Annotated in this window: 18 protein-coding genes and 1 pseudogene; 7 read left to right on the top strand and 12 right to left on the bottom strand. The window is 71.2% G+C overall.

What is annotated here, in order from left to right; genetic code table 11:
• Positions 1–20: 20 nt before the first annotated feature.
• Positions 21–1088, top strand: a complete 1068-nt coding sequence (locus IE263_RS01695) for an AI-2E family transporter (protein ID WP_189931370.1) — start codon at positions 21–23, stop codon at positions 1086–1088.
• Here IE263_RS01695 and IE263_RS01690 read toward each other — a convergent pair.
• Entirely contained in the window at positions 1037–3217 is a 2181-nt protein-coding gene (locus IE263_RS01690; protein ID WP_189931368.1) for an ATP-binding SpoIIE family protein phosphatase, read from the bottom strand. The two genes, IE263_RS01695 and IE263_RS01690, sit on opposite strands and share 52 nt — an antisense overlap.
• A gap of 156 nt (positions 3218–3373) precedes the next feature.
• Here IE263_RS01690 and aspS point away from each other — a divergent pair, with 156 nt between their 5' ends.
• The 3 genes from aspS (at position 3374) to IE263_RS01675 (ending at position 6875) form a co-directional block, all read left to right on the top strand.
• Positions 3374–5137, top strand: a complete 1764-nt coding sequence (aspS, locus tag IE263_RS01685; RefSeq protein ID WP_189931366.1) for an aspartate--tRNA ligase — start codon at positions 3374–3376, stop codon at positions 5135–5137.
• Between the two features lie 187 nt (positions 5138–5324).
• Positions 5325–6296: an intradiol ring-cleavage dioxygenase gene (locus IE263_RS01680; protein ID WP_189931364.1), complete on the top strand. Its 972-nt coding sequence runs from the start codon at positions 5325–5327 to the stop codon at positions 6294–6296.
• A gap of 177 nt (positions 6297–6473) precedes the next feature.
• The gene (locus tag IE263_RS01675) at positions 6474–6875 is read left to right on the top strand and encodes a hypothetical protein (protein ID WP_189931362.1); all 402 of its coding nucleotides are present in this window, start codon (positions 6474–6476) and stop codon (positions 6873–6875) included.
• Positions 6876–6917: 42 nt separating this feature from the next.
• Here the strand turns inward: IE263_RS01675 and IE263_RS01670 are convergent, their stop codons facing one another.
• Complete coding sequence (locus IE263_RS01670) at positions 6918–7580, bottom strand: hypothetical protein (protein WP_189932000.1); 663 nt, start codon at positions 7578–7580, stop codon at positions 6918–6920.
• Between the two features lie 35 nt (positions 7581–7615).
• Positions 7616–7885: pseudogene (locus IE263_RS01665) on the bottom strand (VCBS repeat-containing protein); the annotation flags it as partial.
• A gap of 272 nt (positions 7886–8157) precedes the next feature.
• Between IE263_RS01665 and IE263_RS01660 the strand changes: the two are divergent.
• Positions 8158–8505 (top strand): hypothetical protein, encoded by a 348-nt coding sequence (locus IE263_RS01660; RefSeq protein WP_229910751.1) that lies wholly within the window; start codon positions 8158–8160, stop codon positions 8503–8505.
• Between the two features lie 22 nt (positions 8506–8527).
• Here the strand turns inward: IE263_RS01660 and IE263_RS48180 are convergent, their stop codons facing one another.
• Entirely contained in the window at positions 8528–11059 is a 2532-nt protein-coding gene (locus IE263_RS48180) for an FG-GAP repeat domain-containing protein (RefSeq protein ID WP_229910750.1), read from the bottom strand.
• Between the two features lie 195 nt (positions 11060–11254).
• Between IE263_RS48180 and IE263_RS01650 the strand changes: the two genes are divergently transcribed.
• Positions 11255–12598 (top strand): pectate lyase family protein, encoded by a 1344-nt coding sequence (locus IE263_RS01650; RefSeq protein ID WP_308430572.1) that lies wholly within the window; start codon positions 11255–11257, stop codon positions 12596–12598.
• A gap of 293 nt (positions 12599–12891) precedes the next feature.
• Here IE263_RS01650 and IE263_RS01645 read toward each other — a convergent pair whose 3' ends face one another.
• From IE263_RS01645 to IE263_RS01620, 6 genes are all read right to left on the bottom strand, one after another.
• On the bottom strand, positions 12892–13149 hold the full coding sequence (locus tag IE263_RS01645; protein ID WP_189931361.1) for a hypothetical protein: 258 nt from the start codon (positions 13147–13149) through the stop codon (positions 12892–12894).
• Positions 13146–13493 (bottom strand): hypothetical protein, encoded by a 348-nt coding sequence (locus IE263_RS01640; RefSeq protein WP_189931359.1) that lies wholly within the window; start codon positions 13491–13493, stop codon positions 13146–13148. The genes IE263_RS01645 and IE263_RS01640 overlap by 4 nt, the downstream gene beginning before the upstream one ends.
• Positions 13494–13573: 80 nt before the next feature.
• Complete coding sequence (locus IE263_RS48175) at positions 13574–13717, bottom strand: hypothetical protein (protein WP_229910749.1); 144 nt, start codon at positions 13715–13717, stop codon at positions 13574–13576.
• Positions 13718–13766: 49 nt separating this feature from the next.
• On the bottom strand, positions 13767–14633 hold the full coding sequence (locus IE263_RS01630; protein WP_189931357.1) for a helix-turn-helix domain-containing protein: 867 nt from the start codon (positions 14631–14633) through the stop codon (positions 13767–13769).
• Between the two features lie 398 nt (positions 14634–15031).
• On the bottom strand, positions 15032–16648 hold the full coding sequence (gene metG, locus IE263_RS01625; protein WP_189931355.1) for a methionine--tRNA ligase: 1617 nt from the start codon (positions 16646–16648) through the stop codon (positions 15032–15034).
• Positions 16649–16769: 121 nt separating this feature from the next.
• Positions 16770–18665, bottom strand: coding sequence for a VWA domain-containing protein (locus tag IE263_RS01620; protein WP_189931353.1), 1896 nt, complete (start codon positions 18663–18665; stop codon positions 16770–16772).
• Positions 18666–18955: 290 nt separating this feature from the next.
• Between IE263_RS01620 and IE263_RS01615 the strand changes: the two genes are divergently transcribed.
• Positions 18956–21040 carry a PhoX family protein gene (locus IE263_RS01615; protein WP_189931352.1) on the top strand — a complete coding sequence of 695 codons (2085 nt, stop codon included), beginning with the start codon at positions 18956–18958 and terminating at the stop codon, positions 21038–21040.
• A 64-nt stretch (positions 21041–21104) separates the two neighbouring features.
• Here IE263_RS01615 and IE263_RS01610 read toward each other — a convergent pair whose 3' ends face one another.
• Both IE263_RS01610 and IE263_RS01605 read right to left on the bottom strand, forming a co-directional pair.
• Positions 21105–22124: an endonuclease/exonuclease/phosphatase family protein gene (locus IE263_RS01610; RefSeq protein ID WP_189931351.1), complete on the bottom strand. Its 1020-nt coding sequence runs from the start codon at positions 22122–22124 to the stop codon at positions 21105–21107.
• On the bottom strand, positions 22069–22413 hold the full coding sequence (locus IE263_RS01605) for a hypothetical protein (protein ID WP_189931350.1): 345 nt from the start codon (positions 22411–22413) through the stop codon (positions 22069–22071). Before IE263_RS01605 ends, IE263_RS01610 begins: the two co-directional genes overlap by 56 nt.
• Positions 22414–22470: the final 57 nt, after the last annotated feature.

The following is a 22470-nucleotide window of genomic DNA, read 5'->3' as shown; positions in this document are numbered from 1 at the left end:
GTGCGTGATCCGCTGGAGTCGTGCGTCTGCTCCCCGACCCCGTTCGCCGGCTCGCCGCCTGGTGCGTCGTCATCCTGCTCGTGTCCGGTGTCGTGTACGTCGGGATCCGGCTGTCCGTGGAGTTCCGGACGGCGATCGTGCCGGTGTTGCTCGCGTTGCTCGGGACCGCGTTGCTCGGGCCCTTTCATCGGAGGCTTGTCAGAGCGCGGGTCAATCGGTCCGTGGCGGCCGGAGTCACCTGTGTGGCCGTGGTGTGCGTGGTCGGGGGAGCCGTGTACATCGTCGTCGCCGCGCTGGTCGCCAGCGGGGACGACATCGTGGCCTCGTTGCGGAACGCGGGGCGGGACCTCGCCGAGCACTTCGGGGCGGCCGGGACCTCGTTGGACGATCTCGCCTCCAACGCGCGGGAGTTGCTGACCAAGTTCGGGGGGACCGCCGCCTCCGGGGTCATCAGCGGGGTCAGTGTGGTGGGCGAGACCATCGCCATGGCCGTACTCGCGCTGTTGCTCGTCTTCTTCTTTCTGCGTGACTCCGACCGGGCCGTCTCCGCCCTGCGGGCCTTCGCGCCGGGCGGCACCGCGGACACCCTGGAGGCCATGGCGCGGCGGGCCTTCCATGCCGTCGAGGGGTTCATGCGGGGGACGACCTTCATCGCCTTCATCGATGCCGTGTGCATCACCGTCGGGCTGCTCGTGCTCGACGTGCCGGGTGCCGTGGGGCTGGGGGCGCTCGTCTTCGTCGGTGCCTACATCCCCTATCTCGGCGCCTTCCTCTCCGGCGCCGTCGCCGTGCTCGTCGCGCTGGCCGACCGGGGGTTTGTCATCGCGTTGTGGGTGCTCGGGGTGGTGCTCGCCGTGCAGGTGCTGGAGGGGCATGTGCTGCAGCCGATGATCCAGAGCCGGACCGTGCAGATGCATCCGGCGGTGGTGATGCTGACGATCACGGCCGGGGCGTCCGTCGCCGGGATCCTCGGAATGCTGCTCGCCGTACCGCTGACGGCGGCGGCGTTCGGGGTCCTGCACGAGCTGCGGACGCGTTACGCGGCCCCCTCGGACACGTCCTCGGAGGCGCCCGCGGAGGGCTCGTAGAGGTCGAACCAGATGCTCTTGCCCTCGCCGCGCGGCGCCACCCCCCACTCGTCCGCGAGCAGCTCGATGAGGACGAGGCCGCGGCCCGAGGAGGCCAGTTCGCCGGGGCGGCGCTTGTGGGGCAGGTCGTCGCTGGTGTCGGTGACTTCGATACGGAGGCGGCGTTCGCCGGGCGCGCCGGTGACCTCGGCGACGAGCAGCGCGTCGGCGTCCGTGTGCACGAGGACGTTCGTCAGCGTCTCGGAGACGAGCAGCACCGCCGAGTCGACCTGGTCGTGGCAGGCCCAGTCGTGCAGCAGCTCGCGCACCTGCCGGCGGGCCTCGGCGATCCGCTCGGGCTCGGCCTGCGCGACCGTCAGCACGGTGCGCCGCCCGGGCGGCCGTACGGGCGCGGCGGCGCCGAGTCCGCTGCCCTCGCCCTGGCGGCAGACGAGGAGGAGCGCGATGTCGTCCTCGCGCCGGTCGGCCAGGGGGCCGGTGGTGTGGTGGGACGAGGGGCCGTGGACCGCCTGGACCAGGGCGTCCGCCAGTTCCTCCAGGTCGCCCTCGTGTGTCTCCAGGATCCCGCGGACACGCTGCCAGCCGGTGTCGAGGTCATGGCCGCCGGTCTCCAGCAGGCCGTCGGTGCACAGCATCAGCGCCTCGCCCGGCTCCAGGGCGAGGCGGGTGGTGGGGTAGTCGGAGTCCGGGTCGATGCCCAGCGGCAGTCCGCCGGCCGTGGCGCGGACCAGGACCGTGCCGTCGGCCATCCGGATCGCCGGGTCGAGGTGGCCGGCCCGGGCGAACTCCAGGACCCCCGTCACCGGGTCGACCTCGACGTACAGGCAGGTCGCGAACCGCAGATCGGCGGTCGCGTCGACACCGTCGCTGTGCGTGAGGCCGTAGAAGAAGCGGGAGGCGCGGGAGAGGACGGCGTCGGGGCGGTGGCCCTCGGCGGCGTACGCCCGCAGGGCTATGCGCAGCTGGCCCATGAGGCCCGCGGCCCGGACGTCGTGGCCCTGCACGTCGCCGATGACCAGCGCGAAGCGCCCTCCCCCGGACTTCGTCCGGGAGGTGCCCCCGGGCAGCGGGATCATGTCGTACCAGTCGCCGCCGACCTGGAGGCCGCCGCCGGTGGGGATGTAGCGGGCGGCGAGGGTCATGCCCGGTATCTCGGGGCCGAGCGTGGGCAGCATCGAGCGTTGCAGGCCCTCCGTCAGCTCGCGCTGGGTCTCGGCGGCGCCCGCGCGGGTCAGGGCCTGGGCGAGCATGCGGGCCACGGTGGTGAGGACGGACCGTTCGTCGGGGGTGAACGCCACCGGATAGGTGAAGGCGGCCATCCAGGCGCCCATGGTGCGGCCGGCCACCGTCAGCGGCAGGAACGCCCAGGACTGGCGGCCGAAGTGCGCGGCCAGCGGCCAGGTGAGCGGGTAGCGCGACTTGTACTGCTCGGGTGAGGACAGGTAGACGGCCCGGCCCGTGCGCGCGACCTCGGCGGCCGGATAGTCCGTCTGGAGGGACATCTGGGTGAAGGGGCTCTCGTCGCCGGGCCGTTGCCCGTGATGCCCGATGACCGTCAGCCGGTCGCCCTCGACGCCGAAGACGGCCAGTCCGTCCGGGGAGAAGCCCGGCATGGACAGGCCCGCCGCGACCCGCAGCACCTCCTCCGTGGACCGCGCCTCCGCCAGCGCCCGGCCCGCGTCCAGCAGGAACGCCTCCCGGGAGCGCCGCCAGTCGCCGGTGACGGCGGTGCGTCCGGCGGGGGTGCCCGGCCTCGGCTCGGTGACCTCCTGGAGCGTTCCGATCAGCTCGTACGCCCGCTTCACCGGGTCGAACGACGGCTTGGAGCGGCTGCGGACGACCCGGACGACCCGCCCCTGGTCGTCCATGATCCGGATCCGGACCTCGGCGAGGGTGCCCTCGGCGACGGCGAGCCGGATGACGCCGGTGATCTCGTTCCAGTCGACGGGGTGGAGGCGGGCCCGGGTCTGGGCCTCGGTGAGAACGGTCTCCTCGGCGGGCAGCCCGAGCAGCCGGGCGGCCTCGGCATCGACCGTGACCAGTCCGGTGGCGGTGTCCCAGTGCCACAGGCCGGTCGCGAGGGCGGCGAGAACCTCCCCCACGGCGGGCAGAGGCTCGCCAGTGCGCATTGCCCCACTTTAAGAAGACGCGATCGAACCCTGCCACTGATCATCGACCGGGTGGTGACGTCATAAGTGGGGAGAGCCGTTCGTGGGCCGCCCGGTACGCTGGGGGTTGTTTCACGTGAAACGTGCCCCCGATCCGCGAAGACTGGATGAACGACGATGCATCGGTACAGGTCCCACACCTGCGGCGAGCTCCGCGCCTCTGACGTCGGCACCGACGTCCGGCTGAGTGGCTGGCTGCACAATCGGCGCGACCTGGGCGGCATCCTCTTCATCGATCTGCGCGACCACTACGGCATCACGCAGCTGGTCGCCCGTCCCGGCACGCCCGCGTACGAGGCCCTCGACAAGCTGACCAAGGAGTCGACGGTCCGCGTCGACGGCAAGGTCGTCTCCCGCGGCACCGAGAACGTCAACCCGGACCTGCCGACCGGTGAGGTCGAGGTCGAGGTGGGCGAGGTCGAGCGGCTGGGCGCCGCCCAGCCGCTCCCCTTCACCATCAACACCGAGGACGGGGTCAACGAGGAGCGGCGCCTGGAGTACCGCTTCCTGGACCTGCGCCGCGAGCGCATGCACCGCAACATCATGCTGCGTACGGCGGTCATCTCCGCGATCCGCCACAAGATGACGGCGCTGGGCTTCAACGAGATGGCGACGCCGATCCTGTCGGCCACCTCCCCGGAGGGCGCGCGTGACTTCGTCGTGCCGTCCCGTCTCAACCCGGGCAAGTTCTACGCGCTGCCGCAGGCCCCGCAGCAGTTCAAGCAGCTGCTGATGATCTCCGGCTTCGACCGCTACTTCCAGATCGCGCCCTGCTTCCGTGACGAGGACGCGCGTGCGGACCGTTCACCGGGCGAGTTCTACCAGCTCGACATCGAGATGTCCTTCGTCGAGCAGGAGGACGTCTTCCAGCCGGTCGAGAAGCTGATGACGGAGCTGTTCGAGGAGTTCGGCAACGGCCGTCACGTCACCTCTCCCTTCCCGCGGATCCCGTTCCGCGAGGCGATGCTGAAGTACGGCTCCGACAAGCCGGACCTGCGCGCCCAGCTGGAGCTGGTCGACATCACCGACATCTTCGAGGGCTCCGAGTTCAAGGCCTTCGCGGGCAAGCATGTCCGTGCGCTGCCGGTCCCGGCCGTCCAGGACCAGCCCCGCAAGTTCTTCGACCAGCTCGGTGAGTACGCGGTCTCGCTCGGCGCGAAGGGCCTGGCCTGGGTCCGCGTCGCCGAGGACGGCTCGCTGACCGGCCCGATCGCCAAGTTCCTCACCGAGGACAACGTCGCCGAGCTGACCAAGCGGCTGTCGCTGGCGGCCGGTCACGCCGTCTTCTTCGGCGCGGGTGAGTTCGACGAGGTCTCGAAGATCATGGGCGCGGTGCGCGTCGAGGCCGCCAAGCGGGCCGGCCACTTCGAGGAGGGCGTCTTCCGCTTCTGCTGGATCGTCGACTTCCCGATGTACGAGAAGGACGAGGACACCGGAAAGATCGACTTCTCGCACAACCCGTTCTCGATGCCGCAGGGCGGCCTGGAGGCCCTGGAGACCCAGGACCCGCTGGACATCCTGGGCTGGCAGTACGACATCGTCTGCAACGGCGTCGAGCTGTCCTCCGGCGCGATCCGGAACCACGAGCCGGAGATCATGCTCAAGGCGTTCGAGATCGCGGGCTACGACCGGGAGACCGTCGAGGAGAAGTTCGCCGGCATGCTGCGCGCCTTCCGCTTCGGCGCCCCGCCGCACGGTGGCATCGCGCCGGGCGTCGACCGCATCGTCATGCTGCTGGCCGACGAGCCCAACATCCGCGAGACGATCGCCTTCCCGCTCAACGGCAACGCCCAGGACCTGATGATGGGCGCGCCGACGGAGCTGGAGGAGGCGCGGCTGCGCGAGCTGCACCTGACGGTGCGCAAGCCGCAGCCGAAGTAGGCCGGGAGCAGGGCAATCAAGTAGGGCAAGCAAGGTGAGCAAGCCAAGCCTTACCTAATTGAATTCCCGAAAGGGGCCGGAAATCGCCGTGGATTTCCGGCCCCTTCCCGTTTCCGTTTCCGGTTTTCTTGGCAAACCACAGTCCCTTCCCACGGCTCTGACAGGCTCCTTACCTAGCGTCCGGGCCATGACGGGAACACAAGGACCGAAGCACAAAAGGGATCTGACGCGACGCAAGGTCGTCGTGGCCGGCGGAGCCGCCGTGGCCGCTGTCGGGGCGGGCGGCGCCCTCGCGATGCCCGCCTCCGCCGACGAGGCGACCGAGGCGGCCGGCACCGCGTCCGCCTCCGCGGCCGGCACCGCGAAGACCTGCTACAAGCTCACCTCGGAGACCACCGAGGGGCCGTACTACATCGACGCGGACAAGCTCCGGCAGGACATCACCGAGGACAAGGAGGGCATCCCGCTGACCCTCCAGCTCAAGGTGATCGACTCCGAGACCTGCAAGCCGGTGGCCGACGCGGCCGTCGACGTCTGGCACTGCGACGCCCTGGGGCTGTACTCGGGGTACGAGAGCTTCTCCCAGGGCGGCGGGACCGCCCCGACGGACGCGCCCTCCGGCACCCCCACGGACGTGCCGTCCGGCACCCCGACCGGTGAGCCGCCGTCCGGCGGTGGCGGCGGCGGGCACGAGGAGCCGACCAGCGACACCCGCTACCTGCGCGGCACGTGGAAGACGGACAAGCAGGGCCGTGTCACCTTCAAGACGATCTTCCCTGGCTGGTACCAGGGCCGCTGCGTGCACATCCACACCAAGGTGCACGTGGACGGCGAGTGGACCGACGCCGGTTACGAGGGCGGGCACGCCTGCCACACCGGCCAGTTCTTCTTCGACGAGGAGTCGGTCCTGGCCTCGGCGGTGGTGGAGCCGTACGCCTCGAACACCGCCGAGCGCACGACCCTCACCGAGGACACGATCTACGACCAGAGCGGCGCGGCGGGCGGTCTGCTCAAGCTCCGCTACGACAAACGGGACATCTCCAAGGGCGTACGCGCGTCGCTGACGGTCGGCGTGGACCCGGCCGCGACGCACGACGGCCAGGACGCACCGCAGCCGGGCACGTCGGCGTCGGCCTCGCCGTCGGCTTCCGCGAGCTGAGGGACTGAGGGTCCGGGTCACCGCCGTTCGCGCCGGCCGGCGGTGACCCGGACTCTCTGGGAAACCTCACCGCAGGCACACAGGAATCCCGAGGGGCGCCCACAGCGGCCTGCCGTCTCCTAGGAGAGGAGGGAGCCGGGCCGACGGGGGCCGGCTCGGCAAGGGAGGACGCCAGCCATGGGATTCATGATCACGCTCTCGGTACTGCTGATCGCCGGCGCGGTGGCAGGGGTCGTGGCCCAGCGCCGCAACCAGCGCGCCCGCCCGCCGTCCGACCTGGACGCGGAGGCCGAGGCCAACCACTGGCTCGTACGGCTGGGTGGAGGGCTGGTCCCGCCGGACGTCCGTGCCCGGACGAGCGCGGACGGGAGCGCGGACCGGGCACTGACCAGCGCGGCGGAGTGCCACCGCACGGCACGCGCCCAACTGGCCGCAGCGCATACGGCGGCGGAGTACGGGGAGGTCACGCGGGTGGCCAAGGAGGGGCTGGAGCATCTCCGGACGGCCCGCACGGCCTTGGGCCTCACCCCGGATCCGGAATCCGGCCCCGCCCGGCTCCCGTGCCCCCACGGTGCGTGAGGCCTTCGCGGTCACATCGCGCTGGCGCCGCAAGCGGCCGCGTCACTCCTCCTGGTCATCCGGTGACGCCCCCTCCTCCAGCAACCGCTCCGCGATGTCCGTCGACCAGGCCTGCGCCCACACCCGCAGCTCGCTGATGTCGTCCTCTGCCAGGCCGTACGCCGTGAAGGCCGTGTCCGGGTAGTGGTCCGTGCCCGTCAGGCGGGACTGGAGGGTGGGGAGGTCGAAGTCGTCGCGGGTGTGGCGGCGGGCCAGGTTCTCCAGGTCGGGGAAGGTGAAGCGGGCGGACGCAGCCCGGGCGTCGATGAGGTCGATCGCGAGGCCACGGTCGTGGAGGGCACGGATCTTGGTGCCGACGGCGTCCGGGAGGGAGAGGGCCGGGCCGTACGGCGTGGGGACGGGCGGGGCCGACAGCGTTTCCTTGTGGAGGGTCAGGGGGGCGGTGCCGACGGTCAGGTCCGCGGAGAACGGGCTCGTGCTCCGGACGGTCACCTCGTGGCCCCGGGAGGTCAGTGCGGCGGCCACTCCCCATGTGATGCGCCGCATGGGGTGCGTGCTGTTCGTCGCCAGGTCCACGTTCCCGTGGGGCCGTTCGAGCAGCCCGTGAGCCTGGAGGGCCCAGCCGCCGGCCAGCGCCAAGGGGGCGTCGGCCGCGGCGAAGACCTCGGAGAGGAGCGCCCCGACGGCCGGTTCCCCGGTGCTCAGATGACCCAGCCCAGACCGTGACCGCCCAGCAGGGCGAACGCGTCGCCGGCCTCCGCCGTGTCCGGCACACCGGCGCTGTTCTGCGTGACGACGGCCCGCCGCGTCGCCGACAGCCCCTTCCTGGACCCGTACAGCACGACGACGGCGCCCGCCCCCTGCTTGCCCGCCACGTCCGCGCCGGGCGCCGGCAGCGCCGCGTCGCGATAGCCGTCCCCGTTGAAGTCACCGGGGACCGCGCCGTGCACGGCGGCGGCGGGCGTGGCCGGGAGCGCGGCGGCGCCCAGCAGCCCCGCCAGCAGAATCATGGCCGCTCTCCAACCGCCCTTGGAAACAGGCAAGTTCACAGGCCCCCTCCACCCCGGGCGCGCCTTCCGCGCCCCGGCATCCCGTCAGGGAGTGTAAAGGCCGCCCGCCGGACGAGCGGGTCGGCGGGCGGCCCCGGTCCGCGGAGGCAACGGTCCGTTCACTGACGGTCACCGGTGGCACCCTGCTGATCGACTTCGAGGGCGACGGTCTCGACTCCAACGGCACCTTCACCGTCAGCGGCGGCACGCTGCTCGCGGCGGGCAGCGCCGGCATGGCCGTGGCGCCCGACGAGAACTCCGGACAGGGCTGGGTGTCGGCGACCCTCGACTCCTCCGTCCCGGCGGGCACCACCCTGCACGTGGTCGACGCCGACGGGAAGGTCGTGGCCACCTACGTCACGTCCAAGCAGATCCAGAACGTCGTCTATTCGTCGTCCGCCATCCGGTCGGGGGCGGAGTACCGCATCCACTCCGGCGGCTCGGCAGGCACCGGCGGCACGGGCGGCCTCGCGGCGAAGGCGGGGACGCTGGGCTCGGCGGAGCAGATCGCGAAGGTCACGGCGGGGGACGCGCCCGAGGGCGGCGGGTTCGGCGGTGGACCGGGCGGGGGCCGGCGCTGACCGGCCCGCGCCCGTACCGGTCCTAGAACACGCCCTTGTACGCGCCCCAGCCGGTGCCGACCTTCACCCGGGCGCCGAAGCCGCCCGTGCCGGTACCGGGGAGGCGGTAGAGGACGCCCGCGGTGTCCCGTGCCACCAGGTCCGCCTTCCTGTCCCCGGTGACGTCCCCGGCCCCGATGACCAGGTTGTACGACGCGCCCCAGTTGGCGTACAGCTTCACACGGGCGGTGAAGGTGCCCCTGCCGGTGCCGAGGTAGCGGTAGAGGTTGTCGGCCTTGTCCTGGGCCAGCAGGTCACCGATGCCGTCGCCGTTGAGGTCCCCGACGCCGACGACCTTCTTGTACGTCTTCCAGTTGTCGTACAGCTTCACGCGCGCCGACAGCTTGCCGGTGCTCGTGCCCTTGTACAGGTACACCGCACCCGTGGACGCGTTGCGGGCGAGCAGGTCCGGGAGGCCGTCCTTGGTGAGGTCGCCGGGGGCGGTCAGGACGTCGTACTGGTTCCAGCCGCTGGTGGCGAGGGTGGTGTACGACGTCGTCGGCGTGAGCGCGCCGCCGCAGGCCGGCTTGTACAGGCGCACCGCCCCGCTGCTCAGCCGGACGAGGACGTCGTTGCAGCGGTCGCCGCTCAGGTCGCCGAACGGCACCGCCCTGATGGTCGTGGGCCAGCCGGTGCCCAGGTCCCGCACCGAGTTCAGCGTGCCGTAGCGCAGCTGGAGCCGGCCGGTGCTGGTGAGGGTGAGCAGGTCACCGACGCCGTCCGGGAGGGCGGACGCGCCGCCGAAGTCACGGAGGACGGGGGCGCCGCCGGCCACCGTCAGCGTGCCGCTCGCCAGCGTCGGCGTACCCGCGTAGCCGGACTGAGTGGCCTTCAGGGTCCAGGACACCTTGCCGTTGGCGGCCCAGGCGCCGGAGGTGGTGCGGCCGTTCCAGGAGGCGGCGACGGTGGTGGTGCCGGGGGCGCCGGTGAGCGTGCGCAGGGTGCGGCCGGCCGTGTCGGTGAGGGTGAGCGTCCAGGAGGTGACGGGGCTGTTGGCCTGCCAGGCCGGCGCCCAGGCGGAGGCGCTCTTGAAGTTCACGGACGCCGGCACGGACGACGAGGCGAGCGCGAGCCTCGGGTAGGTGGTGCGGGCCGCCTCGAGGCCGGTGGCGCCGTCGTCCGTCCAGGTCCACACGGCGGTGGCATCCGTGGCCGAACTCGCCGCTATCTCGCCGGTCACGGACTTGCGCGGGCCGGCGTCGACCTCCCGGGGGGTCGTCCACTCGCCGTCGACGAGCGTGGCCTCCAGGAGGCGCTCGTCGTACATGTCGGGGATGTCCTGGTGCCAGAGGACGTGGACCGAGCCGTCCGGGGCGATCGCCGCGTCGTGCCCGTCCCGGCTGGACGAGGAGACCATGACCGAGTTGGTGGACAGGGTCCGCGACGCCGACCACTGGCCCGTGGCGGCGTCGAAGGTGGTGGTGCGCAGGCTGTACGTGGACGCGTCGGTCCACACGAGGGTCACGTCCCCGTCCGGTCCGAGCAACGGCTCGGGGTTCTCGTAGAGGAAGCCGGTGTCCGTAGCGGCGGTCTCCGCGGTGCTCCAGCCGGAGGCGGCGTCTGTGCGGCGCACCGCCTGGAGCGCCCTGTTCTTGTCCTGCCACACCAGGACCACGCCGTGGGCGTCGGAGGCCAGCGTCGGGTTCGTCGTCTGGGAGATGATGTCGAGGGCGATGTCGTCGGTGAGCTTCGCCGGTGTCTGCCAGTCGGCCGCCCCGGCCGGCCGGGCGTTGGTCATCACGTACGAGATTCCGTACTGGTGCATCCGGTAGGACACGACCAGCCCGCCCTGCGCGTCCGACGCGATCTGCGGCTTCCAGACGACGGCGCCGTAGTACGGACCGGAGTAGGAGTGGGCGTTGCTGACCCGCACCGGTGCCGTCCAACTGCCTTCCGCGGCAAGTGTGGTGGCGTACGCCTCGCTCGGGATGGACACGGCGGTGCCCTGCGGGCGGCCGACCCAGACGGCGGCGACGGTGCCGTCCGGACCCTGCGCGAGGTCCAGCTGCGAGGCCGTGAGCTGCTTCTCGGTACCTACGAGCTCGACGGGCGGCGACCAGGCCGACGCCTGCCCCGCGCCCAGCACGGCGGCGACGACCCTCGAGGGGCCCGTGGCGGTGCCGGACGAGGTCGGGCTCGGATACTCGGCCCATACGGCGGCGACCGAGCCGTCGGACCGCGCCACGATCCGGGCCTCGCCGACGGGGGCGGTGGTGAGCACGACCGGGGCGCTCCAGGTGTCGCTCCCGGCGGGGCGCGTGGCGGCGTGGAGGTGGCCGGTGCGGCCGGGGGCCGCCGTGATCCAGACGGCGACCGCACTGCCGTCGGACCGTACGACGACGTCCTGCGGAGCGGACTGTTCGCTGCTCAGCGTCACCGGGCTCGTCCACGGCGGGAGCGTGGCCGCCGCGGCGGCCGGAGCGGCCGGGAGCGCGGTGCCCGCGAGGACGAGCGAGACGGTGGCGAGCGCGGTGGCCGCGGCGCGACGGCGCGGCGGCAGGCCTGATCTGCGCATGTGTGGTGATTCCCCTCCCCGTAGGGGCGTTCGCCCCCCGATGCGAACCTTAAGGGGGTCGTGAGGGAATCGTGAAGGTGCTTGATCGTGCGGCGGAGGGGGCGGAGAAGAATTTTCTTCGAGAGGCGGCAACTCTTCATCCGGCGGCGGCTACTGACGAGGCGTAAGCCAGAAGCAACCCGTTAGGACTCCCCTGTGGCAGCTCCCGCTCACCGTCGGTCCCTCCGCACCCGCCGCACCCTCGTCGTCTCCGCCGCCGTCGTGGCGGCCGGGGTCGGCGCCGGGGTGTTCGTGATGAACGCGAACGCCGGTGCCGTCGACCTGTACCACCAGACGCTCGCCGCGAAGGACGGCTGGGCGTCCTCGGGCACGGGGACGACCGGGGGCACGAAGGCCGACGCCGCCCACACCTTCACCGTCTCCACCCGCGCCCAGCTCGTGAAGGCGCTCGGCTCCGCGACCGACACCACGCCCCGGATCATCAAGGTCAAGGGCATGATCGACGCCAACACCGACGACTCGGGCAAGAAGCTGACCTGTGCCGACTACGCGAAGGGCACCGGCTACTCGCTGTCCGCCTACCTGAAGGCGTACGACCCCGCCACCTACGGCCGCTCCAAGCTGCCCTCGGGCACGCAGGAGACCGCCCGCGCCACCGCGCAGAAGAACCAGGCGAAGAACGTCGTCTTCAAGGTCCCCGCCAACACCACGATCGTGGGCGTGCCCGGCACCAACGCCGGGATCTCCGGCGGCATGGTCCAGATCCAGAACGTGGACAACGTCATCGTCCGCAACCTCACCTTCGCCGCGACCGAGGACTGCTTCCCGCAGTGGGACCCGACCGACGGCGACGACGGCAACTGGAACTCGAACTACGACTCCGTCACCCTGCGCGGCGCGACCCACGTCTGGGCGGACCACAACACGTTCACCGACGCCCCGCACTTCGACACCGCGAACCCGAAGTACTTCGGCCGCGAGTACCAGATCCACGACGGCGCCCTCGACATCACCAAGAGCTCGGACCTGGTGACCGTCTCGCACACCCAGTTCACCAACCACGACAAGACGATGCTGATCGGCGGCAGCGACAGCGAGCCCGCCGGCAAGCTGCGCGTCTCCCTCCACCACAACGTGTGGAAGGGCATCATCCAGCGCGCTCCCCTGGCCCGCGTCGGCCAGGTCCACATCTACAACAACTACTACGACGTCACGACCCTCAACGGCTACGCGCCGCAGTACAGCATCAACTCCCGCGCCAAGGCCCAGGTCGTCGCCGAGAACAACTACTGGAAGCTGCCCTCCGGCGCGAAGGCCGCCAAGCTCCTCAGCGGCGACGGCACCGGCGCCGTCAAGGGCAGCGGCAACCTCGTCAACGGCACGGTCACCGACCTGGTCGCCGCGTACAACGCCGCCTCGTCCAAGGACCTGAAGACGACGGTCAACTGGACCCCGACCCTGACGGCCGGCCTGGAGTCCTCGGCGAAGAACCTGCCGACGACGCTGGCGACGACGACGGGCGCGGGCGTTCTCAAGTAGCGCTCGGCACCACCGCCTGAGCGGCCCCTGAAACGCGCGAGGGCCGGGAGACCACGAGCCCCCGGCCCTCGCGTTCGCCACGGCTGTCTCGTCCACGAGGTCACCTCGCGCCAGCGGCGCGTTCGGGTGGAGCTGCGTTCGGAGGGCATCGACAAGGCCGCCGATGCGTGGCGCCGCGGGCTGGAGGTGGCGGTGACGGGAGACCTGGAGCCGCGTGACACGGGATGCGGATGAGGAGGGTGGAGGCGTTCGTGGTGTGGCCGGACAGCGGGCGGGAGGACGGCTGCGGCGGTTCAGAATCCCAGGTAGGTGATCTGAACGACGTAGACGCGTTCGCTGCGTACGACGACCTGATACGTGAACATGCCGCCGGGGACGATAACGTCGCCGCCCTTCGGGTCGATGCCTTGATGGGCCCGACCATGGACGTGGACCGCCTCAGCAGCTCTGACCAGCTCTTCCGCTTTGCTTTCCACCCTGGCGAGGAAATCGGCGGGAGCCGTGCGGGCCGCTTCCTCCGCTCCGAAGGCGTACTCCCACTTCCAGCTCAACCGCGCACTGCCTTCATGGCTTCGTCCAGTACGGCGGTCAGTTCCTGGAGAGCTTGTCGAGCGATGACGGGATCCTCGTCCTCCAGATTGCTCTGCGCCCGCTCGAAGCGGGAGGACAGGTCGGGGCGGCGGGCGATCTCGATGTCCCTGGCCCAGAGGAGGACCCAGCTCTGCACGGGGCTCAGGGACTGCCACTCGACGGCCTTGGCGAAGGCCTCGTCCTTCGTGGCCTGCATCTCCTCCAACCGGCCAGGAGCCACGACGGCGAGGGCCGCACGGAGAGCGTCCGGGGTCTGCTTCGGGCGGGCGATCAGCTCGCGTGCACGGTCGGCCGGTGTGCTCATGATGTCCTCCAGGAGTGCCCCAGCCAGGTTATCCGGGCGGGCCTTCATCAGGAGGGGGTGTCGTACGTCTTGGGCGGGAGTCACTGCTGCTCGCCGGTCCCGCTCTCGTAGCGTGGCAGGTTCTGGGTCGAGATGGTCCAGTCGCCGATGGAACGAACGAAGTCGCGCATGGCCTGGTACCGGTGGGAGGCGCCCTGCTGAGCGTTCTTCGAGGCGGTGGTCATGGCGCTCGCTCCTCGTCTGTGCCCAGGGGCAAGGATCGTCGCTTTCATGCTAGGCGGCCTCGGGGAGATCGGATCGGCAGTCGCGGCAGCGGCCGGGGGCCGGGGAGCGGAAGGGGCGGTCGCAGCCGTCGCAGTTCTGGAACGGGTGCCGGGGCTCCGGGGCCGGTGAGGCCGGGGGCCTGATAGGGGGCAGAGGTGGGAGTTGCGCGGCCAGGCGGTGGGCCAGGAAGGCGGCCGGTCGGATCAGGGGTTCCAGCGGCAGGTTCTCGGCCAGGGCGTGGCGTACGGCCGTGGGCGTGAGATCGCGTTCCAGCCAGGCTGCGACGCCAGGGGCGAGGTGTTCGGCGTCGGTGGCGGAGAGGAGGAGACGGGGGTCGCGGCGGCGGAGGCCGGCGAGGAGGTCGATGGCCGCCTGGAGGAGGGCGGGGGAGGTGCACGAGGGCTGGGGTACGGCGGGGAGGCGCTTGCGTGGGGGTGGCTTCTCGGGAGCCGTGCGGCGGGCGGGCCTGGTGGAGGGGTCGGCCGGGGCGGACCGGTGTCCGGGCTTGTTGCAGGAGACCGTGCGGGTGACGATCCGGCCGGTGGGGGTGCGTTCGCGGGTGCGGCGGAGGTAGCCGTGGGTTTCGAGTTCGCGCAGGGCGGCGGCGATACGGGTGGGGCCCTCGGGGAAGCGGGCGGCAAGGGTCTTGATGTCGACGGCGGTGCCCGGTCGCACCGACTGGATGTAGCACGCCAGCCCGATGGCGAGCAGCGAGAGCTCCTGGTGCTGGGCGAGGTGGTTCCCGATCACCGTGAAGTTCTCGGTGTGGCGGGCGTTGTCGTGGACGACGCCGGAGTCAGGCCGCGCGTGAGGGTGCTTTTTGCCCGGGATGCGGGACTGGGCCTGCGGGGGCGCGCTAAGGTGCTCGGTGTCCATCAGGAAGCCCTAACTTCCTCGGTGGTCAGGCCCTCGCACTGGGATGCCAGTCCCGGCGAGGGCCGTCGCATGTCTGCGGTTGGGTCGTGCTGAGCGTAAGGCAGGCAACCGGTCCCGAATCCAGCCCAGTTGGGCATATTCACTCTCGGGAGTGAGTTTGCCCCGCGGGAGGGAGGGGTGGGGCTTGGTGGGGTTTTTTCTCCCCAGTGGTCAGTACATAGGGAGCGCAGGTCAGACCGGGGTGTGGGGCGTCATGCTTCGGTGATTCCGTGGCGGGGAGGGTGAGTTCGGCCCAGCCCCCCGGACTGCTGGTGGGGCGGTTGCCGCGGCAACGCGAGCGGCCCGGTGACGTCGTACGACGTCACCGGGCCGTTGTGCTCATGAGGCCTTGCCTTGCCTCAGGCGCTCGGCTTCTCCTCCAGGCGGGGGAAGAGGACCGCGCCCTTGGTGACCGTGGATCCGGCGGGCAGGCGGCCCCAGTCGCCCGCTTCCTGGACCCGCTGGTCGCCGAGTGCGCCCAGGGTCGGCTCGGCGCCCAGGGAGTCCCAGAGCTTCTGGGAGGTGTCCGGCATGATCGGGTTGAGCAGGACGGCGACGGCGCGGAGGGACTCGGCGGCCGTGTAGAGGATCGTCGCCAGGCGGGCCTTGCCCTCCTCGCTGGTGTCCTTCGCGACCTTCCACGGTTCCTGCTCCGTGATGTAGCCGTTGACCTGCTTGACGAAGTCGAAGACGGCCAGGATGCCGCCCTGGAAGTCCAGCTCGTCGCCGATCTTCCGGTCGGCCTCGGCGACCGCCTTGGCCAGGCCGTCGTGCAGGGCCTTCTCGGCCTCGCCGTCGGCGGTGGCCTCCGGCAGGGCGCCGTCGAAGTACTTGCCGACCATGGCCGCGACGCGGGAGGCGAGGTTGCCGTAGTCGTTCGCCAGTTCGCTCGTGTACCGGGCGGAGAAGTCCTCCCAGGAGAAGGAGCCGTCCTGGCCGAAGGCGATCGCGCGCAGGAAGTACCAGCGGTAGGCGTCGACGCCGAAGTGCGAGGTGAGGTCCTGCGGCTTGATGCCGGTCAGGTTCGACTTCGACATCTTCTCGCCGCCGACCATCAGCCAGCCGTTCGCGGCGATCTTCCCGGGCAGCGGGAGGCCCTGCGCCATCAGCATCGCGGGCCAGATCACCGCGTGGAAGCGGAGGATGTCCTTGCCGACCAGGTGGACGTCGGCCGGGAAGGTGGCCTCGAACTTCTCCTGGTTCTCGTTGTAGCCGACCGCCGTGGCGTAGTTCAGCAGCGCGTCGACCCACACGTAGATGACGTGCTTGGGGTCCCAGGGGATCGGGATGCCCCAGTCGAAGGTCGAGCGGGAGATCGACAGGTCCTGCAGGCCCTGGCGGACGAAGTTCACGACCTCGTTGCGCGCGGACTCGGGCTGGATGAAGCCGGGGTTCGCCTCGTAGTGGGCGAGGAGCTTGTCGCCGTACTCGCTCAGCTTGAAGAAGTAGTTCTCCTCGCTGAGGATCTCGACGGGCTTCTTGTGGATCGGGCAGAGCTTCTGACCTGCGAAGTCACCCTCGCCGTCGAGGAGCTCGCCGGGGAGCTTGTACTCCTCGCAGCCGACGCAGTACGGGCCCTCGTAGCCGCCCTTGTAGATCTCGCCCTTGTCGTACAGGTCCTGCACGAACTCCTGGACGCGGTCGGTGTGCCGCTTCTGCGTGGTGCGGATGAAGTCGTCGTTCGCGATCTCCAGGTGCTCCCAGAGGGGCTTCCAGGCCTCCTCGACGAGCTTGTCGCACCACTCCTGCGGGGTCACTCCGTTGGCGTCGGCGGTGCGCATGATCTTCTGACCGTGCTCGTCCGTGCCGGTGAGGTACCACACCTTCTCGCCGCGCTGACGGTGCCAGCGCGTGAGCACGTCCCCTGCGACGGTCGTGTAGGCGTGGCCCAGGTGAGGAGCGTCGTTGACGTAGTAGATGGGGGTCGAGACGTAGTACGCCTTCGCCCCCTGCTTCTCGGTTCCAGTGGCCGCCATGCCCGAAATCCTACTGGGCTCATGAAGATCGACTCACATGCGTTTCGGGGGGTGGACGGGGCCGGTCGAGCCGGTCCCGTCCACCCCCCGTCGGGGTGCGATGCGGGTGGTGACGCGCCGGTTACGGGCGCCAGGCCGCCAGTACGCCCTCGTAGAGCTCCTGGTCCGTGAGTTCGAGGGGCGTGGGGCCCGCGTGGAAGAAGGCCGTGTTCTCGGTCTTCAGTTTGCGGAGGTAGTCGAAGGCCTTGTTGTCGTGCTCGCCGAAGGCGACGAAGGAGAAGAACAGGGTGGGGTGGTTCTTCGCGGCGTCGGTGAGGGACTGGGTGGCGGGGGTCTTGGCGTCCGGGGCGCCGTCCGTCTGGAAGATCACCAGGGCGGGGGACCGGTCCGACTCCCTGTGCTTCTCGTGGTGGGTCACGACGGCCTCGACGGCGGCGTGGTAGCTGGTACGGCCCATGCGGCCGAGCCCTGCGTGCAGCTCGTCGATCTTGTTCTCGGGGTCGGTGAGGGTGAGGTCGGCGGTGCCGTCGACCTCCGTGGAGAAGAAGACGACGTGGACCTTGGGCTCGGGGGCCACGTGAGCGGCGAGGGCCAGGGTCTGGTCGGCGAGGGCCTGGACCGAGCCGTCCTTGTAGTACGGGCGCATGGACGCGGAGCGGTCGAGGACCAGGTAGACGCTCGCGCCGGCGTCGGTGAGGTTCAGCTTCGTGAGGGTGGAGCCGGCTGCCTTGTAGGCGGTGGTGAGGTGGGCCGGGACGGGGCTCTGCGAGGGCTGGGCGCCCCCCTCAACGGCCTCGGCTTCGCCTTCGGCCGAGTCGTTCCCACCCGCACCACCCGTGCGGCTCTCGTTGTCGGGTGCGGGTGGCCCCTGCGGGGCGTCCTCGCCGTCGGCGACCGCGGGCTCGCTCGGCTCCGCCGTGACCGCGGGCTCCGCCGAGTCGGCCGGTTCTGCCGGGGCGGCGGGGATGGCCGTGTCCGCCGACTCCTCGGCGTCCGCCGGCTCGTCGGCGGCCGCCGTGTCGGTGGGCTCCACCGGCTCAGCCGCGTCCGTCGCCTCGGCCGTGGCCGTCTGCTCCGCAGCGGCCGTCGTGTCCTCGGTGGCCGGTTCCGGGGTGGGCTCGGCCTCTGGCTGGGGCTCCACAACGCTCTCGGCCTGCGGCTCCTGCTCCGCAACGGTCTCGGCGACCGGCTCGGGCTGCGGCTCCTCCGCGGGCTTCTCTTCCGTTGCGGCGGACTCGGGCTCCGCGTCCGGCACGGGGTCGGCCTCCGGGGCCGACTCTTCCGCGACCGGCTCGGCCTGCGGCTCCTGCTCTGCAGCGGCCTCGGCGGCCGGCTCGGCCTCGGCGGCCGCTTCTTCGGCGGACGGCTCTGCCTCGGGCTCCGACTCCGGGGTCGGCTCTTCTGCGGTCGGCTCGGTCTCGGGCTCGGCTTCCGGCGCGGGTACGTCAGCGGCCGGCTGCTCCGCCTCGGGGGCCGCCTCTTCAGCGACCGGCTGCTCCGCCTCCGGGGCTGCCTCTTCGGCGACCGGCTTTGCCTCGGGCTCGGTGGCGGGCGTGGCTTCCTCAGCCGCCTCCACCTCGGCCTCGGTGGCGGGCGCAGCTTCCGCGGTCACCGCCTCCGCCGGGGTCTCGGCCTCTGCCGCTTCCGCGGTCACCGCCTCCACCGGGGCCTCGGTCTCCGGTGCCGCCTTCACCGGGGTCTCGGCCTCCGGCGCCGCCTCCTCCGCCGACCTCGTCGGCTTCGGGACCGTCACATTGTCGAAGGCCGCCGCGACCAGTTCGTGCTCGCTGGTCGCCGTGCGGGGCTCGGGCACCTGGGCCGTGGGCGGGGTGGGGGGCGTCGGCTCAGCCGTGGGCTGCGGTGCCGTCGGCTCGGCCGCCGGCTCCGGTGCCGTCGGTGCGGATGCCTCGGTCGTGCCCTCTACCTGCGAAGGAACCCGTTCCGCACCCTCTGCCTCGGCGGTGCGCTCCTTGCGTGAGCGGCCGAACGCGTTCCGCAGGAGAGTGAGAATGCCCATGTGCGCAACCCTTCGAGTGAGTTGATGCCCGTCAATCCCTGGCCAGGACGGACACGTAAGGTTAGCGGCCCCAGGTGGTGATCTTGGGGAGGGGTGAGTGGGCGGAAGCCCGGTGTGTCAACACCGCCTCGGGCCCGATCGGCAGCCCTGTCGGCATCCCGGTCGACCGCCGCGTCAACACCCTTGTGGCTTCCGGGGATTCACCTCTCGTTCACCCAGCGTCAGCGCTTCCGCACATACGTCCCCCTACCGTCACGCTCACACCAAGGGCACGCAAGGGGAGAACAATCGTGCGTAAGCTGCTGCCGCTGATCGGAACGCCGTCCCAGTCGCATCCCGGCGGACGATCCGCCATGACCTGTCGTTTCCGGTGTGGTGACGCCTGCTTCCACGAGGTGCCCAACACCAGCGACAACGAGTACGTGGGTGACGTCATCGCGGGGGCCCTGAGCCGCCGCTCGATGATGCGCGCCGCCGCCGTCGTCACCGTCGCGGGTGCCGCCGGTGCGGCGAGCGTCGCGGGGGCGCGCCCGGCCGGTGCGGCGACCCCGGAGGCGTCCGCGGCGTCGTACGGGAAGCCGTCGGCCCCGAGCAAGGGCGCGCGTGGGCTGCGGTACAGCTCCGTCGCTCCGAACACCACCGACGCCGTGACCGTCCCGGACGGCTACGGGCAGAACGTCGTGATCCGCTGGGGTGAGCCCATCCTGCGCGGTGCGCCGGCCTTCGACCCGGAGAACCAGACCCCGGCCGCCCAGGCGGGCCAGTTCGGGTACAACAACGACTTCCTCGCCCTGCTGCCCCTGCCCGGGGAGCGGAACCGGCAGCTCCTCGTCGCCAACCACGAGTACACCGACGAGATCCTCATGTTCCGCGGCTACGACGCCGCCAACCCCACCCGGCAGCAGGTCGAGATCGCCTGGGCCGCGCACGGGCTGTCCGCCGTCGTCGTGGAGGGCGACCGGAAGACCGGCAAGCTCGTCGCCGTGCCGCGGCACCCGCTCAACCGGCGTGTCACCGCCACCACCGAGTTCCGCATCACCGGCCCCGCCGCCGGCTCCGCGCTCCTGAAGACCTCCGCCGACCCGACGGGGACCAAGGCCCTGGGCACGCTGAACAACTGCTCGGGCGGTACGACCCCCTGGGGCACCACCCTCCACGGCGAGGAGAACTTCAACCAGTACTTCGCCAACAGCAGCCGCGCCACCGACAAGCGGTACGGCATCGGCACCGGCGCCACCGAGCGCAAGTGGGAACGTTTCGACAAGCGGTTCGACGTCGCCCAGGAGCCGAACGAGGTCCACCGCTTCGGGTACGTGGTGGAGTTCGACCCGTACGACCCGGCCTCCACGCCCCGCAAGCACACCGCGCTCGGCCGGTTCAAGCACGAGGCCGCGACCGTCCGGCTCACCTGCGACGGGCGTCCCGTCGTCTACTCCGGTGACGACGAGCGCTTCGACTACTTCTACAAGTTCGTCAGCAGCAAGCGGATGAAGCACGGCACCAGCCGCGCGGTCCGCGAGCACAACCTCTCCCTGCTCGACGAGGGCACCCTGTACGTCGCCAAGCTGACCGGCGACTCCCCGGCCATCGAGATCGACGGCACCGGCAAGCTCCCGAGCGACGGCGAGTTCGACGGCAGCGGCGAGTGGATCCCGCTGGCCACCGCCACCGCGAAGGGCGCCGTCTCGCACGTCGAGGGCATGACCGCGGAGGAGGTGTTCGTCTTCACCCGTCTGGCCGGTGACAAGGTCGGCGCGACGAAGATGGACCGCCCCGAGGACATCGAGCCCAGCCCGGTCACCGGCAAGGTCTACGTCGCCCTCACCAACAACTCCAACCGCGGTGTCGGCACGAACGCCAAGGCGGACGAGGCCAACCCGCGCAACGCCAACAAGCACGGGCACGTGCTCGAACTCACCGAGCGCTGGAACCAGCCGGAGAGCACGAAGTTCGCCTGGTCGCTGTTCCTCGTCGCGGGCGACCCCGACGACCCGGCGACGTACTTCGCGGGCTTCCCGAAGGACGACGTCAGCCCGATCTCCTGCCCGGACAACGTGGCCTTCGACCCCTACGGCAACCTGTGGATCTCCACGGACGGCGCCCAGCTCGGCTCGCACGACGGTCTGTTCGGTGTCGCGACGCGCGGTGCGCGGCGCGGTGAGCTGAAGCAGTTCCTGACCGTCCCGAAGGGTGCCGAGACCTGCGGTCCGATCATCCAGGAGCGGCGGGTGCTCGTCGCCGTGCAGCACCCGGGTGAGATCGACGGCGCGACGGTGGAGAAGCCGGCGAGCACCTGGCCGGACGGACCGGGCAAGATCGTTCGCCCGGCGGTCGTGGCCGTGTGGCGCGCGGACGGCGACGACATCGGCGTCTAGCCACGGCCCATCCCGGCCGACGACGGCGGCGAGGGCGTTCATCGTCCTCGCCGCCGCGCGTCCGTCAGCTCCCCCGGTGCAGCGTGACGTCGACGACCAGGGAGCGGTGGTCGGTGTCCGGCAGGTCGAGGAACCGGGCCCGGCTCGCCGAGAACTCCCCGGAGACCAGGACATGGTCGATCTGGGCGCCCAGCGTCGGTGTCGTCCGCGCCGGCCAGCTCGGCTCGCGGTGTGCGCCGGCGAGGCGGGCGGCGTCGGACAGCCCGGTGTCGAGGATGCGGCGGAAGGCCGCGTGGTCCTGGGAGGCGTTGAAGTCGCCGGCGAGGATCAGCGGCCCGTCGTCGCGGTGCTCGGCGGCGAAGTCCCGCAGCCGGCCCAGCTCCCGCTTCCACAGGGCGACCTGGCGCGGCAGCGGCGGCATGGGATGCGCGAGCTGCAGCCGTACGGCCCGCCCGTCGACGTCGGCGACGGCCCCGGGCATGCCCATGCGGCCGGGGACGGCGGGGGCGGGTGTCAGCGGAAAGCGGCTGAGGACGACGGACCCGACGGAGGTGCCCCCCGCCACGGCCCGCCGATGCGGATACGCCGCCCCGAGTTCCCGCGTGACCGCCGCCTGACAGCCGTATTCGCACTCCTCCACGAACACGAGGTCCGGCTTCTCACGGCGAACGGCGGCGATCAGCGCATCGGTGGCCTGCCCGAACTCGACGTTCGAGGTCAGTACGCGCAGCCGTGCGACCGCCGCCCCCTCGGGCTGACTGCTCTTCCCGTACGGCTCGATGAACCAGGCGAGGAGCCCGAGCAGCACGACTCCCCACACCAGCCCGGTCAGCCAGCGGCCCAGCAGGGACAACAGCAGCCCCAGCCCCGTCGGCACGAGCAGCCACGGCAGAAAGGCGAGGAGCTGCGGTACCGGCGTGAAGGCGTCGGTGTCACCGGTCCGGCACCCCACGACCACGCTCACCCCGACGAACAGCAGCCCGGCGCACCAGGCGGCCGACCGCCGCCCCCCGCGCCTCACGGGTGCCTCAGCGGAATTCCCGGACGACCTCGATGCGTCCGACGATGTGCGCGTTGAACTCATCCAACTCCTCCGCCGGCACCCAGAGCTCCAGGATGGTCTCTCCGCCGGCCTGGCGCACCGGATACCGCTCGAGGAACTCGCTCTCGACCTCGAACCGCGTGACGTATCCGACTCCGGAGGCGGGCACGTTCCAGTCCCGCGCGATCCGGACCGCGTAGTCCTCGTTCAGGACGGGATAGAAGATCGGCTGCTCGGGCAACCGCGGCGGCCAGGCGGTCCACCCGGATGCCTCGACGAGGGCCAGCTCCTCGGGGCCGGTGGGGCGCCAGAGGGTCGTTGTCCGGTTCATGGGGTGCGACGGTAGTCGCGGGGGCGCCGGCCAGGCCAAGGGATTAGCCGGCCCGGC

It is taken from the genome of Streptomyces aurantiogriseus (assembly GCF_014649375.1).
GTDB lineage: Bacteria > Actinomycetota > Actinomycetes > Streptomycetales > Streptomycetaceae > Streptomyces > Streptomyces aurantiogriseus.
Note: the sequence above shows the minus strand (reverse complement) of the source record. Positions and strands in the feature narration are given on the sequence as shown.

Excerpts from the sequence above, each read along its gene's own strand:
- IE263_RS01690 (WP_189931368.1), bottom strand. The coding sequence starts at position 3,217 with ATGCGCACTGGCGAGCCTCTGCCCGCCGTGGGGGAGGTTCTCGCCGCC.
- aspS (WP_189931366.1), top strand. The coding sequence starts at position 3,374 with ATGCATCGGTACAGGTCCCACACCTGCGGCGAGCTCCGCGCCTCTGAC.
- IE263_RS01680 (WP_189931364.1), top strand. The coding sequence starts at position 5,325 with ATGACGGGAACACAAGGACCGAAGCACAAAAGGGATCTGACGCGACGC.
- IE263_RS01675 (WP_189931362.1), top strand. The coding sequence starts at position 6,474 with ATGGGATTCATGATCACGCTCTCGGTACTGCTGATCGCCGGCGCGGTG.
- IE263_RS01660 (WP_229910751.1), top strand. The coding sequence starts at position 8,158 with ATGGCCGTGGCGCCCGACGAGAACTCCGGACAGGGCTGGGTGTCGGCG.
- IE263_RS48180 (WP_229910750.1), bottom strand. The coding sequence starts at position 11,059 with ATGCGCAGATCAGGCCTGCCGCCGCGCCGTCGCGCCGCGGCCACCGCG.
- IE263_RS01640 (WP_189931359.1), bottom strand. The coding sequence starts at position 13,493 with ATGAGCACACCGGCCGACCGTGCACGCGAGCTGATCGCCCGCCCGAAG.
- IE263_RS48175 (WP_229910749.1), bottom strand. The coding sequence starts at position 13,717 with ATGACCACCGCCTCGAAGAACGCTCAGCAGGGCGCCTCCCACCGGTAC.
- IE263_RS01630 (WP_189931357.1), bottom strand. The coding sequence starts at position 14,633 with ATGGACACCGAGCACCTTAGCGCGCCCCCGCAGGCCCAGTCCCGCATC.
- metG (WP_189931355.1), bottom strand. The coding sequence starts at position 16,648 with ATGGCGGCCACTGGAACCGAGAAGCAGGGGGCGAAGGCGTACTACGTC.
- IE263_RS01620 (WP_189931353.1), bottom strand. The coding sequence starts at position 18,665 with ATGGGCATTCTCACTCTCCTGCGGAACGCGTTCGGCCGCTCACGCAAG.
- IE263_RS01610 (WP_189931351.1), bottom strand. The coding sequence starts at position 22,124 with ATGAGTTCAACGCGCACATCGTCGGACGCATCGAGGTCGTCCGGGAAT.
- IE263_RS01605 (WP_189931350.1), bottom strand. The coding sequence starts at position 22,413 with ATGAACCGGACAACGACCCTCTGGCGCCCCACCGGCCCCGAGGAGCTG.